Here is a 19,399-nt window from a genome sequence, read left to right on the forward strand (position 1 = left end):
GTTCCAGGGGGCTATGCCGGTGCTTTCGGTGATGAACGCCAGCGGGTCGGGTGGGTTGTCGAAGTGGTAGCGGATGCCGGTTCGTTCGGGGTGGGTGATGCGGTCGACGCGGAAGGTACGCCAGGCGTCGCGGTCTCGGTCGCGGGCTACCAGGTACCAGCGGCGGCCGGTGTGGACGATGCGGAGGGGTTCGACGCTGCGGTGGGAGTCGGTGCCGTCGTGGGTGCTGTAGTCGAAGCGGAGGCCTTCGGTGTCGCGGCAGGCGGCGGCGAGGGTGGTGAGGGTCTCCCCGTCGATGGTGGGGAGCTCGCCTTGGGGTAGCTGGGCTACCTGCGCACTGATTGCGCTGACCTGTTCGCGCAGGCGGGCGGGCAGAACCTGGTTGAGTTTCGCCAGTGCCGACACGGCCGCCTCCTCGACGCCGGAGACCATGCTGGTTGTGGCGGCCCGGAGGCCGACGGCGACTGCGACCGCTTCCTCGTCTTCCAGCAGCAGCGGTGGTAGCCGACCGCCCGGGCCTAGGCGGTAGCCGCCGCCGATACCGGCCTCGGCGTCGATCGGGTAGCCGAGGGAGCGCAGTCGCGTGACATCACGCCGTACCGTCCGAGGCGTGATCTCAAGCTTGGCCGCGAGCTCGGCGCCGTCCCACTGCGGGCGCGACTGGAGCAGCGACAGGAGTCGGAGCAGTCGGGTCGCGGTGTCCATGATTCCTCCAGTCTGCCGCAACCTGCGGACCGATCCTGTCCGCAGGTGGTTCTACGGTGAATTCATGATGACGACATCGGAGAACCTGCTGAACCTGTCCGACTTCGCGTGGGGACGGCTGCGGGCGCGGGTCCAAGGGCTGACCGACGAGGAGTACTTCTGGGAGCCGTTCGACGGCTGCTGGACCATCCGAAAGACGGGCGACGGCTTTGCGCCCGACATGACGGACATTCCGCCTACCCCGTCGCCGTTCACGACATTGGCATGGCGGATCACGCATATCGTCGACATCCTCCAGGAGGACCGGACGGCTACGTGGTTCGGGCATGAGGTCAATCCGGCCGACGGGCAGCCGCCGGTGCCGGCGTCGGCAGCCGAGGCGTTGACGGCGCTCGATCACTCGTACGACGTTTGGCGGCGGAGGCTGGCGGCGCTGAGTCAGGAGGACCTGGATCGGCCGCTGGGCGAGATCGCGGCTCCGTATGCAGATCACGACGGGACGGCGTTCGCTCTGCACATTCTGGACGAGCTCATCCACCACGGAGCCGAGGTCGCGACGCTGCGCGACTTCTATCGGGGTTTGCATCCCGAGGATCCGTTCGGCGCGGCTTTCGCCGGGGAGGTGACGCCAGCCGAGCGTCCGACGCTGCTGGCGGAGGCCGCGGCAGCTCAGCGGTGGGACGTCATTCCGCAGCTCGCCGACCTGGGCTTCGGGCTGGACGAGAAGACGACCGACGGGTTCACGGCGGCACATCTGGCGGCGGGGAACGGCGCGCTCGAGACAGTGCGGTTCTTGGTCGGGCGTGGGGCCGATCTGTCGATCACCGATCCGCGCTTCAACGCCGACGTACTGGGGTGGGCGCAGTGGTTCAAGCGGGCCGACGTCGTTGCATTCCTGGAAGATCAAGGCACGAAAGCTCGCTGAGAACGGTTTCTGAAGTCGCGCGGCGAGATCTCGTGGGCGGCGGTGAAGCAGCGGGTGAAGTAGGACTGACTGGTGTAGCCGCAGCGATCGGCGACGGCGGCGATCGAGAGGTTGGTTGCTGCTAGCAACGAGGCCGCGTGCTCCAGGCGGAGGTCGGTGACGAATTCGGTCGGGGTCAGGCCGTAGCTGCTGCGCATCGAGCGGGACAGATGGGCGGGGCTGACGGCCGCCAGTTCGAGCAGGCGCGGCAGGCCGGCCCGGAGGTTGGCTTCGGAACGCATGGCCGTGCAGGCCTTCCCGAGCCAGTCGGGAACGCCGCGTTCTGGAGCGTCGCCTTCTAGAGAGTCGGGCTCCACGTGCTGCAGGAGATCGATCCAGAAACGGACGAGATCGTACGACGTCGGCTCGTTCTGAAAGCTCTCCAGAGCAGCTGAGAACGCAGAGAGCGCTCTCTGAGAGTGAAACCTGGCTGGGCAGCTCGTGCGCGTGAGATCCAGAAAGCCTTGCCACGCCGAACTCGGGAACGCGATGTTGATGAACTCCAGCCCATCCGGAGCAGCGCCACGAATCGCATGCTGATCCTGAGAACGGACCAGTACGACGTCGCCCGGCTCGAGCGGTTCGGCGCCGGTGATCAGCAGGTGTTCGCCACGACCGGAGATCACCCCCATGAACTCGTGGAAGTCCGCATGGGTGTGCAACTCGGTGTCGCGCGACCTGGCCGGGATCCGCACCCGGGCCGCGTGGAACGGACGACCGAGTGCGTGCGGCTCGAAGCGCAGTACCGGGATCACCTCAACACAGTACAAATTCTCGACACCTCACTGCTAGTCCGCGGAAGCCGCCGACCTGAGCATTGAGGCATGTACGAAACAGACGGCTATGCCATCTTCCGCAACGTCATCGACTCCGAGCTGATCAAAGAAGTGAATGATCATGTCGAGTGGCTACAAGGCCGGCATCCGGACGTCAGGCCCGAACAGCTCGGCCACATCTACCTGCGCGACGATCCGTTCTGGCTGCGGCTGGTGAGCGATGATCGGCTGCTCGACATCGCCGAGCAGTTCGTCGGACCGGATATCGCGCTGTTCGCGTCGCACTACATTTCCAAGCCGCCGTTCTCCGGTCAGCCGGTGCTGTGGCATCAGGACGCGGCGTTCTGGCCACTCGATCCGATGGAGGTCGTGACGCTCTGGCTGGCCGTAGATCACTCGACTCCGGAGAACGGGTGTGTCAGGGTCGTGCCCGGGAGTCACCGTTCTGGCGTCGCAGCGACGCGCGAGAACACGACTCTCGAGAACGTTCTCGGGAGCGAGATCGCGGTCGAGGTCGACGAGTCCGCCGCGGTCGACATGGTTCTCGCGCCCGGTGATGTCGAGGTGCATCACCCGAACATCGTGCACGGGAGCAACGCCAACACTTCAACGCAACGGCGTTGCGGCCTGACGATCCGCTACATCCCCGCGTCGACCCGGATCACCGACCCGGAGACGCCGTACCCGAGCGCCTTCCATCTGCGCGGCGCACGCGGTGTGAACGAGTATCAGCCGCTCCCCCGGTACGACACCGACCGCCACTTCCCGTTCGCCGGCAGCATCGAGTGGACGTGACCCCATAAAGACCTGACCCCATAAAGAGGCCCGCCCCAGCCAACGAAGGCCAGGGCGGGCGAGGTGTTGTCGGGAAACTGCTACTCCAGGCAGATCCGGAACGGGTGTCCGGCCGGATCGGCGTAGATCCGCCAGCCGCGCGCATTGTCGGCCGGTGGTGGGTCGAGCGGGTCCAGCGGCTCCGCTCCGAGCGCGACCACAGTGGCGTGGCCGCTGGAAAGGTCCTCGACGATGAGGTCGAGGTGGAGATCCTGCGCATCGGTGCCGGGCCACGTGGCCGGCAAGTACTCCTCCGTGCGCCGGAAGGCCAGTGTCGAGAATCCGAGCGACGACCCGGGGCCGGTCAGGCTCCGCCAGTCGTCGTCACCGTTCTCGTCGACATCCAGCCCCAGCAGCGCCGAGTAGAACTGGGCGAGCTCCAGCGGGTCCGGGCAATCCAGAACCACCGAGCCGAGCCGCCCGGCAGTACTGCCCGGCTGCTCTGCCACCTGCGTCATCTGTCCTCCAGCTTCGTCACTTCGACAGCCTGCCCCTGTCGGAGCAGGACCTACGGGCCCATCTGGTCGGAAGGCCCGGCCGCCTACGATGACAGGTCGATGGGACAGTTCGCACCTTTCGACACGCCTTCCTGACCGGTCAAGCAGCTCACACCGAGTAGCTGCACCGTGTTGACGAGGACAGCGCATGCCCGAACACTTACGGTCATGAAGCGACTACTCCGCCCCCGTCGTCCTCTGATCGGTCTTCTGACCGCCGCCTTCCTGGCATCTCCCCTGTCCGTAGTCTCAACCGCTGAAGCAGCTACCCCGGCACCCGCGCTCATCCCCAAGCCCGTCTCCCAACAGGTCCTCTCCGGTGAGACATTCACCCTCGGGTCGTCAGCAGCCGTCGGCGTCATCGCCAGCCCGGCCAAGCGAGCCGCCGCCACCAAGGTGGCCGAGCAACTGGCTGCCCAACTGCGCCGCTCGACCGGGTACGCCGTACCGGTCGTCCCCGACGCCGGCACGATCCGCCTCTCGACCAACGGCACAAGCTCCCTCGGCGCCGAGGGCTACCAGTTGCGCGTCGACCGCACGGCCGTGACGATCACGGCGGCAACGCCGGAAGGCCTGTTCCGCGGCGTCACGACGCTGCGGCAACTGCTGCCCGCGAAGGCAGACTCCGCTGCCCCACAGGCAGGTCCGTGGAAGATCGCCGGCATCGCGATCGCCGATTCCCCCCGGTTCGCCTACCGCGGCACCATGCTCGACGTCTCGCGGCACTTCTTCTCGGTCGCCGAGGTCAAGCGGTACATCGATCTCGCGTCGCGCTACAAGCTCAACAAGCTGCACCTGCACCTGGCCGACGACCAAGGCTGGCGGATCCAGGTCGACAGCTGGCCGCGACTGACGACGTACGGGGGAAGCCTCGAGGTGGGCGGCACACCCGGCGGTTACTACACCAAGGCGGACTTCGCCGAGATCGTCCGGTACGCCGGAGAGCGGTATCTCACCGTGATCCCGGAGATCGACACCCCGGGGCACACGAACGCCGCGCTGGCGTCGTACGCGGAGCTGAACTGCAACGGGGTCGCCCCGCCGCTCTACACCGGCACGAACGTCGGCTTCAGCTCGCTGTGCGTCGGCAAGGAACTGACGTACTCGTTCCTCGACGACGTGTTCGGTGAGGTCAGCGCCCAGACGCCGGGCGACATCGTCCACCTGGGCGGCGACGAGGCGCACTCGACACCGCACGCGGACTACGTCACCTTCGTCAACAAGGCCAGCACGATCGTCACCGGCCACGGCAAGCGCGTGATGGGCTGGCACGAGATCGGCGACACCGCGCTCCCGGCCGGGAGCGTCGTGCAGTACTGGGGTACCGACGACACCAAGTCGCGCGATCTCGCCCGCCAGGCGGCGACCAAGGGCGCCAAGGTGGTCATGTCGCCGGCCAACCGGGCCTACCTCGACATGAAGTACAACAAGGACACCCCGTACGGCCTGTCCTGGGCGGGCCTCGTGAACGTCGAGAAGGCCTACAGCTGGAACCCGACGACCCTGATCCCGAACCTGCCGGAGAGCGCGGTCGCCGGGGTCGAGGCACCGCTGTGGTCGGAGACGCTGGACGACATCGACAAGGTCGAGTTCATGGCGTTCCCGCGACTACCCGGGATCGCCGAGCTCGGCTGGTCACCGGCCTCGGCCCTCAACTGGACGGCGTACAAGGACCGTCTGGCCGGTCAGGGCTCGCGCTGGGACGTCCTGAGCGTCAACTTCTACCGGGCACCGGAGATCGCCTGGCGCTGACCTAGGATCGCTGACCGAGGACGCGGTCGAGCAGCCAGGCCGTTGACTCGTTCAGGTCCTGCTCGGCGATTGTGTGGTGCGTCGCGGCCCCGTCCGGGGTCGCGCGCACTTCCAGCCGGTAGACGTAGCGGTCCGGCTGCGGACGGCCGGTGCCGAGCTCAGCGCCGTACAACGCCCGTACGGCGGCCTCCAGCTGCTCGGCGTCCGGCTCGGTACTGGTGTCGAGCTCGCCCTGGGCGACGAGCCCGGCGAACCCTCCACTACGGGTCACGGTGACGATCAACAGCTGCTCCTCCGGCGGTCGGGGCACCACGATTGCGTGCCGTGCAACCAATGTCCAGACCTGCGCGACACGCCGGAAAATTCGATCATCACCGCGCGCCCATTACCCGGCGTACCGGCCCATTTGTCTCACGTTGCCATCCACCGGCCCCCGCTCCGGAGGACGAATCAGCAGGTCGGCGCGGGATTCGGCCCTCCGCACCCCACCCCTGACGGCCGGGTAAGGGGTGAATTCACCCGACCACGGAGCGTGGCAACCGGCGACAATCAGCGACACGTGTTCTCGATCACCCCTTCCACGCGGCCCCAGATCGGCTACAGTTATCGCGTTGCAGTTTTGGACTCCCACTGACTTTCGCTGTGCTGTACGGCCGGTTTCGTCGTCTGGGGCCTTTCGGCGACACGTAGTCCATGAGGTGTGGATTGCGTCTTGTTACAAGCCATCAAGGAGATAGACAACAATGGCTGTCGGTACTGTCAAGTGGTTCAACGCTGACAAGGGCTTCGGCTTCATCACCCCGGATGACGGTGGCGCGGACGTGTTCGCGCACTACTCGGCCATCCAGACCTCGGGCTTCCGCTCGCTGGACGAGAACCAGCGCGTCGAGTTCGAGATCACCCAGGGCCAGAAGGGCCTTCAGGCGGAGAACATCCGCCCGATCTGATCTTCGGATCAGCTCTTCTCGAAACTGACAGAAAGGGCCGCGGACCTTCGGGTGCGCGGCCCTTTCGCATGCCCGGATCCTGTTCGCGTTCCCGCTCGGCATCGCATTAACGGAAGCGCGGGATGACCTCTGCGGCGACCTGCTCGAGCACGTCCTCGCTGCCTTCGTAGATGCCTTCCGCGCGCGGCCAGTGGGTGATCACGTCGGTGAAGCCAAGGGCAGCGGCGCGGCCGACGATGTCTTCGAAGGCGGCGACGCTGGAGAGGGCGTAGAGGCCGTTGTCGATCGAGAGGTACCGGTCGAAGGGGCGATCGGTGGTCAGCACGTCGTCGAGGCGATGGGTCAGCTCGGCGACCAAGGTGAACCAGCTGTCGAGGTCGTCGGCACGACCGCCGGTGGTGACCCAGCCGGCGCCGTACTTGGCGGCCAGGCGGAGGGATCGGGGGCCGTTGGCGGCCATCACGAAGGGGACGCGCGGTTGCTGGATGCAGCCCGGGAGCGTGCGGCCGTTGCGGACCTCGAAGTACTCGCCCTTGTGGTCGACGCCGTCGGTCGTCAGCAGCGTGTCCAGCAGCTCGACGAACTCGGTGAGCCGGTCGACCTTCTGCCGCGGGGACAGCTCGGAGCCGCCCTGGATCGTGGTGTCGATGCCGCCGCCGGCGCCGAGGCCGCAGAGGAAGCGGCCGTCGGAGATGTCGTCCAGGGCAAGGATCTCGCGGGTCAGCGCGAGTGGATGCCGGAAGTTCGGCGAGGTGACGAAGGTGCCGAGTTTGATCGTCGAGGTCGCGAGCGCGGCCGCGGTCAGGGTCGGCGTCGTCCCGTACCAGGGTGAGTCCTGCAGGCCGCCCCAGGTCAGGTGGTCGTAGGTCCAGGCGTGGTCGAACCCGAGCTCCTCCGCCCGCCGCCAGCGCCGTTCTGCTTCTTTCCACCGGTACTCCGGCAGGATCGTGATCCCGAATCGCATGGTCGCACCCTACCGAGCCGGGAATAGATTGAGTGTTCAACCATGTTCTCGTGAGCATGACTACCCCGGTGCTGTACCTGAGCCACGGCGCACCTCCGCTGGCCGACGACCGCCGCTGGACCGCCGAGCTGGCCGGAGTCTCCGCCGCCCTCGAGCGCCCGACCGCGATCCTGATCGTCTCCGCCCACTGGGAGGCCGCGCCGCTCACCCTCGCAGCCACCGAGACCGTGCCGCTGCTCTACGACTTCGGCGGCTTCCCGGAGCGCTACTACCAGATCAAGTACGCCGCTCCTGGAGCGCCACAGCTCGCCGACCAGGTCCGCAAACTGCTGCACTCCCCCGGTACGCCGGTCTACGACGACCCGACCCGCGGCCTCGACCACGGGGCTTACGTGCCGCTGAAGGAGATGTACCCGGACGCCGACGTACCGGTCCTGCAGGTGTCGATGCCGACCCTCGATCCGACCGAGCTCTTCCGCATCGGCCAGAAGCTCGCACCCCTGCGCGACCAAGGCGTCCTGATCGTGGGCAGCGGGTTCACCACGCACAACCTCCGCGAGATGAACTTCGCCGCCGGCGTCGACGCCCCCGCACCGAGCTGGTCGATCGAGTTCGACGACTGGACCCGCCGCGCTCTCCAGGCCCAAGACGTCGACGCCCTGATCGACTTCCTCCGCAAGGCCCCGGCCGCCACCATCGCCCACCCCCGCACCGAGCACTTCGCCCCACTCTTCGTCACCCTGGGCGCCGCCGCCAACCAACTCCCCACCGCCGAAACCGTCATCGACGGCTTCTGGTACGGCCTCTCGAAGCGCTCCTGGCAGATCGGCTAGCGTCCGAGCAGGCTGTCAGGCGGGAACGATCCAACTCGGATCGAAGCGGCGAAGCACTACAGCGCAGGGTGAATCGTTCACTTCCTCGAGCGTCGGATTGTTCTTCTGCACTCGGCGGGCCTCGACCAAGGCGAGGACGATGCCGCTGCCGGTCGAGGTCAGGGCCGAGTAGCCGCCCTCGCGGAGGTTCCCGGCGAGATTTCCTTCGCTCGCCAGCGGGTCTCCGCCCTCGCTGATGGGTGCGCTCAGCGGACGCTGATATGACCACGTCTCGCCGTTGTCCGCGCTCGCGCGCAGCGTCATCACGTAGCGGTTGTCGATCTCCCGGGTGGCGGAGTTGAGGTGCAGGAGATGCCGACGGCCGTTGATCGAGTGGGAGATCTGCGCGGCGTGGGCGCCGGGGTCGATGATCTGAGCGCGCCAGTACTCCTCGCCGAACAGCTGCCAGTTGCCCGGATTCCCGATGGCGATCCGGCGGGTGTGGGGGTAGGTGCCGCCGTGCTTGATCTCCGCGTCCAGGGCGCGGTAGTTCAAGATCAGCCGGCCGTCCGAACGCTCCGTCACGGTTCCTTCGCCGTACGGTCCCCCGGCCAGCCCCTGCGGCAGATGGTGAGCTGCCCAGTCTCCGCCTGGTGCCTTGATGATCAGCCGGCCGCGGGCCGGGACCACGAGGGTTCCATCGGCACGCTGGATCCCGTTGCCGGGACCGATGAAGTCGTTGCCCATGTCGCGGTTCAGGTCGGGACGCGCCACCGGGCTCGTCCAGGTCGCGCCATTGTCCTCGGACGTCGCGATGTAGACGTCCGGATCGATGACGTAATCCTCACCGAGTTGCCGGCGCAGCATGAAGCAGGTCAGGCGGCCTGTGGTCCGATCGTGGACCAGCGTGGGGTTCGTCCAGTCGCGAAGGCCGGCCCCCGCAAGGGTGGTCGCGACGCTCCAGGTCAGCCCGGAGTTCGTCGATCGGCGCATCAGCAGGTTGAAGTTCCCACTGCGGTCGAAATTGCTGTCGGGCCGGCCTTCGACGATCGCGATGACGACGCCGGTCCCCGGGACGGCGAGGATCGAGGGAATCCGGCACGAGTGGTAGTTGCCGTCGCCGCCCTCCTTGGGAATCGCGGCGGCGCCTGCTTGCGCGTCGCCGAAGAGCATCTTGCTCTCCATCCCGTCGGCATCCAGAGCGAACGCCTGCTGCTGTGGGAACGCCAGCCGCGACGCCGTGAACCCCACCGCAGCGACACCGGCTGCCCCACCCAAGAACACTCGACGCGATAGCCCCATGACCGATCCTCCAGGGTCGTGTACTTGCTGGGTCGCGGCCCTCCGAAACGACTGACCGACAGCCCGGACCCTAGGAACCGCAACCGCCACGCCCCTGCCCGTACTCCACCCGTACCACTCCGGCAGTACGATCTTGCCTAGAAGGAGGTAGGGATGGCTGCTCTCACGCACGAGAACCCGTTCGATCCGTTGATCGATCTCGACGGTCTGTGGACAGTTGAGCTCGCGGAGCGCTACCTGCCGATCGAAGGCATGCCGCCGGCGCGGTACGAGGCGGTTGGGGGAAGGATCCGGATGAGTCCCCGCGAGGGCAGCGCGAACAGCTGGGCGACTGCCGAACTTGTCGGTTTGTTACGTCCGGCGGCGCGGTCTGCAGGGCACGCGTTGTACACGGCACTCAATGTGCGCACCGGACTCTACGGATGGATCGAGCCCGACCTGGTTCTGCTCCGAGAGCGCGTCCGGCAGCAGACCTGGATCGAGGCCGAGCAGGTTCTGTGCCCGATCGAGATCATCTCGCCTTCCTCCTATCACCGGGATCGGATCGACAAGCCCGCGGTCTGCGCGGGTCTGGGTATTCCGTACTACCTCCACGTCGAGATCCGGGCGGATGACGTCGAGGTCGAGCTTTTGCGCCTCGGGGACGACGGTCGGTACACCACACACGCACGCGCGCGCTCGGGAGAGCTCTTCCAGACCGCCGAGCCGTTCCCGATGAGTTTCGACCCGGCGGAGCTCCTCGAGTCGTACTAACGCGGCGGCGTTGGGAAGGTGGCGATCGTGGTGGTGCCGATGCTGGCTAGCCAGACATTGCCGTCGCGCTCGCGGACGCCGGTGGGCATGTGGAAGTCGGGGTGGGTGCCGCGGAGGTCGTGGATGAGGGTGCCGGACTCGTGGTAGGCCTGGATCTCGATGATGTCGGCGGGTTGGGGCTGGAGGGCGTCGGGGAGGGCCCAGACGATTTTGCGGAGGATGGGGGCCTTCGGCAGCAGGAGGTCGAGCATGGGGTTGCGGGGTGAGCCGATGGTGACCCAGATGAGGCCGTCGGAGCCGCGGGAGATGTTGTCGGGCAGGCCGGGGACACGGGCCAGTACGGCGGGCTCCGCGTCCGGCGTACTGACGTCCAACTGGTAGACGGCGTACGTCGCGGTTTCGGCCCAGTAGAGGGTTTGGTGGTCGGCGCTGAGGGCAACGCCGTTGGGGAAGGCGCGGTTGCCCGCCAGGCGCGTGACGGTGCCGTCCGGTGTCAGGCGGTAGACGCTGCCGGTGGCGGAGTGCTCGAGCAGGTCGGCCTTCCAGTTCTCGAAGCCGAACCGGGTGGACGAGTCGGTGAAGTAGATGGTGCCGTCGGGGGCGACGGCGGCGTTGTTGCAGAAGCGCATCGGGCGGCCGTCGATCTCGGCCAGCAGGGTCGTGACGCGGCCGTCCTTGTCGAGTGTGAGCAGGCCGCGGTTGGCGTCGCAGACCAGCACCTTCCCGTCCGGAAGCCACTCCAGCCCGAGCGGCCGTCCGCCGGTGTCCCCGAGCACGCTGATCGCCGTACCGTCGGCGCTGACCCGCAGAATGCGGCCGTCCAGCAAGCCGGTCAGGACGCTTCCGTCCTCGTCGATCAACGTGTCCTCAGGCCCATGACCCGGTACGGCGACCGTCGCAACCTCGATGGTCAACGGAGCGCGAGTGGCGTCGGCCGGGGGCGGAGTCCAGCGCACAGGGGCGATCGAGGGCTTCATGGGAAGACCCTACTAGGAGTCAGAACTCAAGCGCACAACGCAACAACCCGGACCGGCCACAGGGGTCGATCCGGGTTGTACTGCGTTCGGTCAGAAGATGACTTCGCCGCGGGCTCGCCGCGCGCGGAGCTTCTCCAGGGCCTCTTCGAGGATCTCGGCTGCCTCCGTGGCGGAGCGCCGCTCCTTCACGTAGGCGAGGTGGGTCTTGTAGGGCTCGATCTTCGTCGGCGGCGGGGGGTTGTTCACATCGGTACTGGTCGGCAGACCGCACCGCGGACAGTCCCACGCCTCCGGGACAGCTGCCTCGACCGCGAAGACGGTCGCCGTCTCGTGCCCGTTGGCACAGAAGAAGACGACCCGCTGACGGGGCGCGGTGTCGCCGCGCTCCGCTTCGCCCATCGGGCCGGCACCGACCCGGCTGCCACGAATAGCACTACCACCACCAGCCACGGGACCCTACCTCCCTCAGCCGATTTTGTAGAGCAGGCCGAGCGCGACGATGGAGGCGAACCAGATCAGGCCGACACCGATCGTGATGCGGTCCAGGTTCCGCTCGGCGACCGAGGAACCGCCCAGGCTGGACGACACTCCACCACCGAACAGGTCGGACAGGCCACCACCACGGCCTTTGTGCAGCAGCACGAGCAGCGTGAGGATGAGGCTGCAGATGAGCACGACGATAGAGAAAGCGAGGATCACGAGGAGTAGCCTAACTGAAGGTCCAGGTAACGGCAGATGCCGGCGAACTCGTCCACCTGGAGGCTCGCACCCCCGACGAGACAGCCGTCGACATCCGGTTGGGCCATGATGCCACCTGCACTGGCCATCTTCACCGATCCGCCGTAAAGAATCCGTACCGAGTCGGCCACCGAGGGTGAAATCGTCTCCTCGATCCGCGCGCGGATCGCCGAGTTGACCTCCTGGGCGTCCTCCGGGGTCGCGACCTCGCCGGTCCCGATCGCCCAGACCGGCTCGTAGGCGATGACGACCTTGCGGACGTCGTCCTGCTTCAGCCCGGCCAGTCCCGCGTCGACCTGGGCCAGGACGTGCTCGACCTGGCCGTTCTCCTTGCGGATCTCCAGACCCTCACCGACGCACATGATGGGGACCAGGCCCGCCTCGAGTGCCTTGGCGGTCTTGGCGTTGACCAGCGCGTCGTCCTCACCGTGGTACTGCCGGCGCTCCGAGTGCCCGGTCAGCACGTAGGTGCAGCCGAGCTTGCTCAGCATCGCCGCCGAGATCTCACCGGTGAACGCGCCGGCGTCCTTGGTCGACACGTCCTGAGCGCCGTACTTGATCTTCATCCGGTCACCGTCGACCAGCGTCTGGACGCTGCGGATATCGGTGAACGGCGGCAGCACCGCCACCTCGACACGCTCGAAGTCGTGCTTCTTGTCCTGCAGCGTCCACGACAGCTTCTGCAACAGGTGGACGGCCTCAACGTGGTTGAGGTTCATCTTCCAGTTGCCCGCCATCAAGGGCGTACGGGCAGCTTCTGCCATCAGGTCAGTCCTCTTCCAGTACGGCGAGTCCCGGGAGCTCCTTGCCCTCCAGGTACTCGAGGGATGCGCCACCACCGGTGGAGATGTGGCCGAACGCATCGTCGGCGAAGCCTAGCTGCCGGACGGCGGCCGCGGAGTCACCGCCACCGACGACACTCAGGCCAGTCACCTCGGTCAACGCCTGCGCGACAGCCTTGGTTCCACCCGCGAACGCCGCCATCTCGAAGACGCCCATCGGGCCGTTCCAGAAGACCGTCTTCGCGGCGGCGACCTCGGCGGCGAACGCCTTGGCCGAGTCCGGGCCGATGTCCAGGCCGAGCTGGTCGGCCGGGATCGCGTCGGCCGCCACGACGGTGGCCGGTGAGTCGGCCTCGAACTTGGGCGCGACCACGATGTCGGTCGGCAGCACGATCTTGTCGCCGGCCTCCTTCAGGTAGCCGCGGACGATGTCGAGCTGGTCCTCTTCGAGCAGGCTCTTGCCGACCTCGTGGCCCTGCGCCTTCAGGAAGGTGAAGACCATGCCGCCACCGATCAGCAGCTTGTCGGCCTTCGCCAGCAGGTTGTCGATCACGGCGAGCTTGTCCGACACCTTGGCGCCGCCCAGGACGACGACGTACGGGCGAGCCGGCTCCTCGGTCAGCTTCTTCAGTACGTCGACCTCCGCCAGCACGAGGCCACCGGCCGCGTGCGGCAGCTTGCGGGCGACGTCGTACACGCTGGCCTGCTTGCGGTGGACGACACCGAAGCCGTCGCTGACGAAGACATCAGCCAGGGCCGCGAGCTCGTCGGCCAACTGGTCGCGCTGCGCCTCGTCCTTGCTCTCCTCGCGCGGGTCGTAGCGCACGTTCTCCAGCAGCAGGACCTCACCCTCGTCCAGCTCCTGTACGGCGGACTGCGCGGAATCGCCGGTCACATCGGAGGCGAAGTGCACGGTGATGCCCTCGGGCTGCAGCAACTCACCGAGCCGCTTGGCCACCGGGGCCAGCGTGAACTCCGGGTTCGCGGTGCCCTTGGGGCGGCCGAGGTGCGCGGTCACGATCACCTTGGCGCCGGCCTTGGACAGCTTCACCAGTGTCGGCAGCGAGGCACGGATCCGGCCGTCGTCGCCGATCACGTCGTTCTTGATCGGCACGTTCAGGTCGGAGCGGACGAGCACCCGCTGGCCGGCCAGGTCGCCGAGGTCGTCAATCTTCTTCACGGTTCACAGTTCCTGTCTACGAAACAGGCATGCGCCCGAAGGAGGACACCAGGGTCACCCTCGAGCGCATGCTGAAGAGATGAACGTCAGAGGGACTTGCCGACGTAGGTGACGAGGTCGACCAGGCGGTTGGAGTAGCCCCACTCGTTGTCGTACCAGCCGACGACCTTGACCTGGTTGCCCAGGACCTTGGTCAGGCCGGCGTCGAAGATGCAGGAGGCCGGGTCGGTGACGATGTCGCTCGACACGATCGGGTCCTCGGTGTACCGCAGGTAGCCCTTGAGCGCACCCTCGGCGGCAGCCTTGACGGCGGCGTTGACCTCTTCGGCGGTGGTCTCGCGGCCGACGTTGACGGTCAGGTCGGTGGCCGAGCCGGTCGGGATCGGGACACGCAGCGCGTAGCCGTCCAGCTTGCCCTTGAGCTCCGGCATGACCAGGCCGATCGCCTTGGCGGCACCGGTCGAGGTCGGGACGACGTTGATCGCCGCGGCGCGGGCGCGACGCAGGTCGGAGTGCGGGCCGTCCTGCAGGTTCTGGTCCTGGGTGTAGGCGTGCACCGTGGTCATCAGGCCCTGCTGGATGACGAACTCGTCGTGGATGGCCTTGGCCATCGGGGCCAGGCAGTTCGTGGTGCAGGACGCGTTCGAGATGACGGTGTGCTTCTCGGCGTCGTACAGCTCGTGGTTGACGCCCATCACGATCGTCAGGTCCTCGTTCTTCGCCGGGGCGGAGATGATGACCTTCTTGGCGCCGTTGTCGGCGTGCGTCTTGGCCTTGGTGGCGTCGGTGAAGAAACCCGTCGACTCGATCACCACGTCGGCGCCGACGTCGGACCACTTCAGGTTCGCCGGGTCGCGCTCGGCGAACGCCTTGAAGCTGTGGTCGCCGACGGTGATGTCGGTGTCGGTCGCGGACACGTCACCGGGGAAACGGCCCAGGATCGAGTCGTACTTGAGCAGGTGAGCGAGGGTCTGGTTGTCGGTCAAGTCGTTGACGGCGACGACCTCGATGTCGGCACCGGACGCCTGCACGGCGCGGAAGAAGTTGCGGCCGATCCGGCCGAAGCCGTTGATACCTACGCGTACGGTCACGGGACTACGTCTCCTCGAACTAGCGTTCCAGCACTGCTCTTCACACCGAACATTAGCCCAACCGCCCACTCGGCCAACTGGTGCTATCCACAGCAGACCACCGTGACCAGCGGGTAGGTCGTGGTCCAGACCACCACACAGCGAAAGGCCCCGGAAACTCTCCGGGGCCTTTCGGTGAATACCAGTTGTGCCGCTGGTGAGCTCGCGTCCGGATCAGGCCGGGTCGAGCATCTCCGGCGTGAGGTTGGCCTCGGTGTTCGGGATGTTGAGGTCGCTCGCGCGCTTGTCGGCCATCGCCAGCAGCCGGCGGATCCGGCCGGCCACCGCGTCCTTGGTCAGCGCCGGCTCGTGCAGCTGCCCGAGCTCCTCGAGGCTGGCCTGCTTGTGCTCCAGCCGCAGCTTGCCCGCCACCTGCAGATGATCCGGTACGTCGTCGCCCAGGATCTCGAGCGCCCGCTCGACGCGCGCACCCGCGGCCACCGCGGCGCGGGCGGAACGGCGCAGGTTCGCGTCGTCGAAGTTGGCCAGCCGATTCGCCGTGGCGCGGACCTCGCGACGCATCCGCCGCTCCTCCCAGGCCAGCACAGACTCGTGTGCGCCCAACCGGGTCAGCAGCGCACCGATCGCGTCACCGTCGCGGATCACCACGCGGTCGACGTTGCGCACCTCGCGCGCCTTGGAACCGATCCCCAGCCGGCGGGCCGCACCCACCAGCGCCAGCGCAGCCTCCGGGCCCGGGCAGGTCACCTCGAGCGAGGACGAGCGGCCGGGCTCGGTCAGCGAACCGTGCGCGAGGAACGCACCGCGCCAGGCCGCCACCGCGTCACAGGAAGCACCCGACACCACAGCCGGCGGCAGGCCGCGGACCGGACGGCCGCGGTTGTCGACCAGCCCGGTCTGACGGGCCAGCGCATCACCGTCGCGGACGACGCGAACGACGTACTTGGTCTGCTTCCGGATTCCGGACGGGGAGATCACCACGACGTCCGACGGGTGCCCGAAGATCTCCGCGATGTCCTTACGCAGCCGGCGGGCGGCGGCGCCGCTGTCCAGCTCGGCCTCGACGACGATCCGGCCGGAGACCAGGTGCAGCCCGCCCGCGAAGCGCAGCACGGACGACACCTCGGCCTTGCGGCAACAGGGTTTCGTGACCTGGATGCTGGTCAACTCGGACTTCACCTGTGCTGTCATCGCCATAGAAGGCATCCTCCCACCGTTGTCAAAGACCCTCCTGGAGAACCCCGGGGCAGAAGGTCCAACTGCACCCGGGTGAACCGCGTTACGGATTCACTGCAACCCAACACCCGGTCGGCTGCGTTCCTTCCGCGACAGCACGAGAGGAGGGGCATGAGAGCACGAGACGACGCCGAGTTCACCGAATTCGCCGCGACGATGATCCGCCCACTGCGCCGTACGGCGTACTTGATGTGTGGTGACTGGCATCGTGCGGAGGACGCGGCCCAGGACGCCCTGGTGAAGGTGTACCGCCGGTGGAACCGGATCGAACGGCGGGAAGGCGTGAAGAGTTACGCGCACCGGGCCGTGGTCACGTCGGTACTGGACCAGTCCCGCAAGCCCTGGCGGCGCGAACGGCCTGACGAGACCGACGAGGCCGCCCTGGTGGTGCCCGACATCGGCGGGCCGGTCGACAACCGGCTGCTCGTGATCAAGGCCCTCGCCCAACTGGCGCCCGGCCAGCGTGCCTGTGTCGTCCTGCGCTACTACAACGACCTGAGCGTCGAGGAGACCGCCGAGATCCTCGGCCTCAGCCAGGGCGGCGTGAAGAGCCAGACCTCCCGCGGACTCGACCGGCTCCGCGAACTACTCGGCCACACCGAAAGGAGCGCCTCGTGAGCAACGACATCGAACGAATGCTGGCCGCAGCGGCCGACGACACCGACCAGCCACTGCACACCGACATCGACGACATCCTCACCCGGGGCCGCCGCTCGGTCCGCCGCAGCCGGATCGCAATCGCCTCGACCTCGGTCCTGACCACGCTCGCCATCGTCGGTGGTCTCACCGTCTGGCAGGGCACCCTGCAGCAGGGCGAGGCACCGGCCAAGACGCCGAAGAGCGAGACCATCACGGTCGACCCGAAGACCGGCCGGATCACCGACAACGAGACCGGCATCCAGGCCACGCTTCCGCCGCCCGCCAGCCCGCTGTCCGATGCCGCCGTACTGAAGCGCTGCCGATGGTCCGACAGCGAGTACGTGCAGTCCAACAAGGAACGCGGGTCGAACGCCTACGACCAGGCCGGCCCGATCAACGCCGAATGGCGGGTGCTGGTCAAGAGCGGCGACCAGAAGCGTCTCGAGGCGCTGTTCCTCGCACCCGACCGGTCCATCGTCAGCTTGTGCTCGCAGAAGGATGAGCGCGGGGAAGGACGCAGCGGCCGGATCAGCACGAGCATCCTCCCGTTCCCGAAGGCGATGGAGGGCGCCCCGGAGCGCCGTCCGCTGGTCGTCGAGGCGGGCCTCCAGGTTCCGGCCGCCGGTGTCGCCCACGTGCTGGTCAGCCTCGCCGGTGAGTCTGCTCCGCGGCAGGCGCTGGTCGGGCCCGAGGGCTACTTCACGCTCGGCTTCCCCGAGTGGGAGGAGATGCGCAAGATCGATCCGAACTCGAAGGCGTGGGACAACTACGAACCCACTGTCCAGCGGATCCGGGGATACGACGCGAACGGCAAGCGGATCTACGACTGGAAGTACGTGAAGGTGGAGCCGCCGAAACCGACGCCGATCCCGGCCGACGTGAAGATCAAGACCCAGCCGCAGATCGAGCCCAAGGTCGTGCTGACGAAGGACCCGGAGAACGGGAAGCCGCTGGCCGTCGTACCGTTCAGCCCGTTGAGTGACGAGCAGGTCCGCGCGGAGTGCAAGAAGCCGGACGACTCCTTCATCGACGGCGGTAAAGGTGCCGGGGACGAGCGGCCGTACGACGCCGGCCGGATCAGCCCGGATTGGCAGGTCGCGCTGAAGGTCGGCAGCGACAAGCGGTTCACCGCACTGCTGGTCTCCCCCGGTCAGAACGTGCTCGCCTGGTGCTACCGCGCGGAGCAGGGTGCCTACGACTACACGCGCAGCGGAGTGCAGACCGACGGCACGTTCGGCGACCCGGCGAAGGACGAGTTCTCCATGTGGGCCATGGTTCCGGAGGGTGTCGCCCAGATCATCGTGGACCTGCCAACCGGACCGGTGCGCGCAGCGATCTCGAACGGCTACTACCTGTGGGGCACCACCGGTGGCAGTGAAAACTTCAAGAAGGTGCGGGTGCGCGGTTTCGACGCCGACGCCAAGCTGATCTACGACCAGAAGATCAGCGTCGACGCCAGCTAGACGAGGAGCTCTCGGTAGACCTTTGTGAGTTTGTCGGGGGCGTGGTGGAGGTGCTGGTCGTCGTCGGCGATGTCGGCGATGACCAGGTCGGCCCCGAGGGATTCCGCCGTACGGCGGAGGGAGTCGGGGTCGGGGACGTGGCCTTCGTCGGCCAGCACCACGTCGATGCGTAGGTCGGGTGCGTGCGCGGCGAGGACCTCGAGGTGGGTCTCGGGTGAGAAGCCATCGGTCTCGCCTTTTTGCTCGCCCAGGTTGAGGGTGAGCAGGCGGCGGGCGCTGGTCTGCTCGAGACCGCGGCACAGCGCGGGGACGAGTAGGTTCGGGATGACCGAGGTGAACCACGAGCCCGGGCCGACCACGACCCAGTCGGCCTCCGCGACGGCCACCAGAGCCTCGGGACAGGCCGGCGGGTCAGCCGGGTCGAGAGCGACGTCGACGACGTGGCCGTTGGTGGTCGCGACCTCGGCCTGGCCACGGATCTCGGTCATCGCCTCCGGATGCTCCGGATCGAGGCCGATCACGCGGGCGGTGATGTCCAGCGGTACGGCGGACATCGGCAGCACGCGGCCTTGGGCGCCGAGCAGGCGGCCGACCCAGTCGAGGCCGTCGACGGCCTCACCGAGCAGCTCCCACAGGGCGACGATCAGCAGGTTGCCGACCGCGTGGTCGTGCAGGTCGCCGTTGCTGCGGAAGCGATGCTGCAGGACGTCGGCCCACGTGCGGCCCCACTCATCGTCGCGGCACAGCGCGGCCAGCGCCATCCGCAGGTCACCCGGCGGCAGCACCCCCAGCTCCTTGCGCAACCGGCCGGACGAGCCGCCGTTGTCGGCGACGGTGACGATAGCGGTGAGCTGATCGGTGACGTGCCTGAGAGCGGACAGCGAGGCCGCCAGGCCATGCCCTCCGCCTAGTGCAACGATCCGGGGCCTTCGGGGGCCTGGGGGTCGCCCCCCAGAGAACACTCCAGAACCCTCCCGCCCGCGCTCT

22 protein-coding genes are annotated in these 19,399 nt (G+C 67.5%); 8 read left to right on the plus strand and 14 right to left on the minus strand.

What is annotated here, in order from left to right; all coding sequences use genetic code 11:
- Window positions 1-705: helix-turn-helix transcriptional regulator (locus E1261_RS07445; RefSeq protein ID WP_238176065.1), on the minus strand; the 705-nt coding region annotated here is incomplete at its 3' end.
- A gap of 64 nt (window positions 706-769) precedes the next feature.
- Here E1261_RS07445 and E1261_RS07450 point away from each other — a divergent pair.
- Window positions 770-1,630 (plus strand): DinB family protein, encoded by an 861-nt coding sequence (locus E1261_RS07450; protein WP_165952409.1) that lies wholly within the window; start codon window positions 770-772, stop codon window positions 1,628-1,630.
- Here the strand turns inward: E1261_RS07450 and E1261_RS07455 are convergent.
- The gene (locus E1261_RS07455) at window positions 1,609-2,424 is read right to left on the minus strand and encodes a helix-turn-helix transcriptional regulator (RefSeq protein WP_132403955.1); all 816 of its coding nucleotides are present in this window, start codon (window positions 2,422-2,424) and stop codon (window positions 1,609-1,611) included. The genes E1261_RS07450 and E1261_RS07455 overlap by 22 nt on opposite strands.
- Window positions 2,425-2,493: 69 nt before the next feature.
- Here E1261_RS07455 and E1261_RS07460 point away from each other — a divergent pair, with 69 nt between their 5' ends.
- Entirely contained in the window at window positions 2,494-3,240 is a 747-nt protein-coding gene (locus E1261_RS07460; RefSeq protein ID WP_132403957.1) for a phytanoyl-CoA dioxygenase family protein, read from the plus strand.
- Between the two features lie 80 nt (window positions 3,241-3,320).
- Here E1261_RS07460 and E1261_RS07465 read toward each other — a convergent pair whose 3' ends face one another.
- Window positions 3,321-3,737 (minus strand): VOC family protein, encoded by a 417-nt coding sequence (locus tag E1261_RS07465; protein WP_132403959.1) that lies wholly within the window; start codon window positions 3,735-3,737, stop codon window positions 3,321-3,323.
- A gap of 207 nt (window positions 3,738-3,944) precedes the next feature.
- Between E1261_RS07465 and E1261_RS07470 the strand changes: the two genes are divergently transcribed.
- The gene (locus tag E1261_RS07470) at window positions 3,945-5,528 is read left to right on the plus strand and encodes a beta-N-acetylhexosaminidase (RefSeq protein ID WP_132403961.1); all 1,584 of its coding nucleotides are present in this window, start codon (window positions 3,945-3,947) and stop codon (window positions 5,526-5,528) included.
- Between the two features lies 1 nt (window position 5,529).
- On the opposite strand, the gene E1261_RS45150 is transcribed toward E1261_RS07470, so the two are convergent.
- Window positions 5,530-5,811, minus strand: a complete 282-nt coding sequence (locus tag E1261_RS45150; RefSeq protein ID WP_165952410.1) for a protealysin inhibitor emfourin — start codon at window positions 5,809-5,811, stop codon at window positions 5,530-5,532.
- 460 nt (window positions 5,812-6,271) lie between these two features.
- Between E1261_RS45150 and E1261_RS07480 the strand changes: the two genes are divergently transcribed.
- On the plus strand, window positions 6,272-6,475 hold the full coding sequence (locus E1261_RS07480) for a cold-shock protein (protein ID WP_012921273.1): 204 nt from the start codon (window positions 6,272-6,274) through the stop codon (window positions 6,473-6,475).
- 106 nt (window positions 6,476-6,581) lie between these two features.
- Here E1261_RS07480 and E1261_RS07485 read toward each other — a convergent pair whose 3' ends face one another.
- Window positions 6,582-7,439: an LLM class flavin-dependent oxidoreductase gene (locus tag E1261_RS07485; RefSeq protein ID WP_132403966.1), complete on the minus strand. Its 858-nt coding sequence runs from the start codon at window positions 7,437-7,439 to the stop codon at window positions 6,582-6,584.
- A gap of 56 nt (window positions 7,440-7,495) precedes the next feature.
- Here E1261_RS07485 and E1261_RS07490 point away from each other — a divergent pair, with 56 nt between their 5' ends.
- A complete protein-coding gene (locus E1261_RS07490; protein ID WP_132404096.1) occupies window positions 7,496-8,272 on the plus strand; it encodes a dioxygenase family protein in 777 nt (258 codons plus the stop codon).
- A gap of 15 nt (window positions 8,273-8,287) precedes the next feature.
- Here E1261_RS07490 and E1261_RS07495 read toward each other — a convergent pair whose 3' ends face one another.
- Window positions 8,288-9,553, minus strand: coding sequence for a sialidase family protein (locus E1261_RS07495; protein WP_132403968.1), 1,266 nt, complete (start codon window positions 9,551-9,553; stop codon window positions 8,288-8,290).
- A gap of 153 nt (window positions 9,554-9,706) precedes the next feature.
- Between E1261_RS07495 and E1261_RS07500 the strand changes: the two genes are divergently transcribed.
- Window positions 9,707-10,306 carry a Uma2 family endonuclease gene (locus E1261_RS07500; RefSeq protein ID WP_132403971.1) on the plus strand — a complete coding sequence of 200 codons (600 nt, stop codon included), beginning with the start codon at window positions 9,707-9,709 and terminating at the stop codon, window positions 10,304-10,306.
- Here E1261_RS07500 and E1261_RS07505 read toward each other — a convergent pair.
- The 7 genes from E1261_RS07505 to whiA all read right to left on the minus strand — a co-directional run bounded on the left by E1261_RS07505 (window position 10,303) and on the right by whiA (window position 16,271).
- The gene (locus E1261_RS07505) at window positions 10,303-11,283 is read right to left on the minus strand and encodes an SMP-30/gluconolactonase/LRE family protein (protein ID WP_132403974.1); all 981 of its coding nucleotides are present in this window, start codon (window positions 11,281-11,283) and stop codon (window positions 10,303-10,305) included. The genes E1261_RS07500 and E1261_RS07505 overlap by 4 nt on opposite strands.
- Window positions 11,284-11,373: 90 nt before the next feature.
- Window positions 11,374-11,733 (minus strand): RNA polymerase-binding protein RbpA, encoded by a 360-nt coding sequence (locus E1261_RS07510; protein WP_132403976.1) that lies wholly within the window; start codon window positions 11,731-11,733, stop codon window positions 11,374-11,376.
- Between the two features lie 15 nt (window positions 11,734-11,748).
- Window positions 11,749-11,982, minus strand: a complete 234-nt coding sequence (secG, locus tag E1261_RS07515) for a preprotein translocase subunit SecG (RefSeq protein ID WP_132403979.1) — start codon at window positions 11,980-11,982, stop codon at window positions 11,749-11,751.
- On the minus strand, window positions 11,979-12,785 hold the full coding sequence (gene tpiA / locus E1261_RS07520) for a triose-phosphate isomerase (protein WP_132403982.1): 807 nt from the start codon (window positions 12,783-12,785) through the stop codon (window positions 11,979-11,981). Before tpiA ends, secG begins: the two co-directional genes overlap by 4 nt.
- A gap of 4 nt (window positions 12,786-12,789) precedes the next feature.
- A complete protein-coding gene (locus E1261_RS07525; RefSeq protein ID WP_132403985.1) occupies window positions 12,790-13,983 on the minus strand; it encodes a phosphoglycerate kinase in 1,194 nt (397 codons plus the stop codon).
- Window positions 13,984-14,069: 86 nt separating this feature from the next.
- Window positions 14,070-15,074 (minus strand): type I glyceraldehyde-3-phosphate dehydrogenase, encoded by a 1,005-nt coding sequence (gene gap / locus E1261_RS07530; RefSeq protein WP_132403988.1) that lies wholly within the window; start codon window positions 15,072-15,074, stop codon window positions 14,070-14,072.
- Between the two features lie 213 nt (window positions 15,075-15,287).
- A complete protein-coding gene (whiA, locus tag E1261_RS07535; RefSeq protein WP_132403991.1) occupies window positions 15,288-16,271 on the minus strand; it encodes a DNA-binding protein WhiA in 984 nt (327 codons plus the stop codon).
- A gap of 150 nt (window positions 16,272-16,421) precedes the next feature.
- Between whiA and E1261_RS07540 the strand changes: the two genes are divergently transcribed.
- A complete protein-coding gene (locus E1261_RS07540) occupies window positions 16,422-16,928 on the plus strand; it encodes a SigE family RNA polymerase sigma factor (protein WP_132403994.1) in 507 nt (168 codons plus the stop codon).
- Window positions 16,925-18,412, plus strand: a complete 1,488-nt coding sequence (locus E1261_RS07545; RefSeq protein ID WP_132403997.1) for a hypothetical protein — start codon at window positions 16,925-16,927, stop codon at window positions 18,410-18,412. The genes E1261_RS07540 and E1261_RS07545 overlap by 4 nt, the downstream gene beginning before the upstream one ends.
- On the opposite strand, the gene E1261_RS07550 is transcribed toward E1261_RS07545, so the two are convergent.
- Window positions 18,409-19,374 carry a gluconeogenesis factor YvcK family protein gene (locus E1261_RS07550; protein WP_132404000.1) on the minus strand — a complete coding sequence of 322 codons (966 nt, stop codon included), beginning with the start codon at window positions 19,372-19,374 and terminating at the stop codon, window positions 18,409-18,411. The two genes, E1261_RS07545 and E1261_RS07550, sit on opposite strands and share 4 nt — an antisense overlap.
- Window positions 19,375-19,399 lie beyond the last annotated feature (25 nt).

This window comes from Kribbella albertanoniae (assembly GCF_004348455.1).
GTDB lineage: Bacteria > Actinomycetota > Actinomycetes > Propionibacteriales > Kribbellaceae > Kribbella > Kribbella albertanoniae.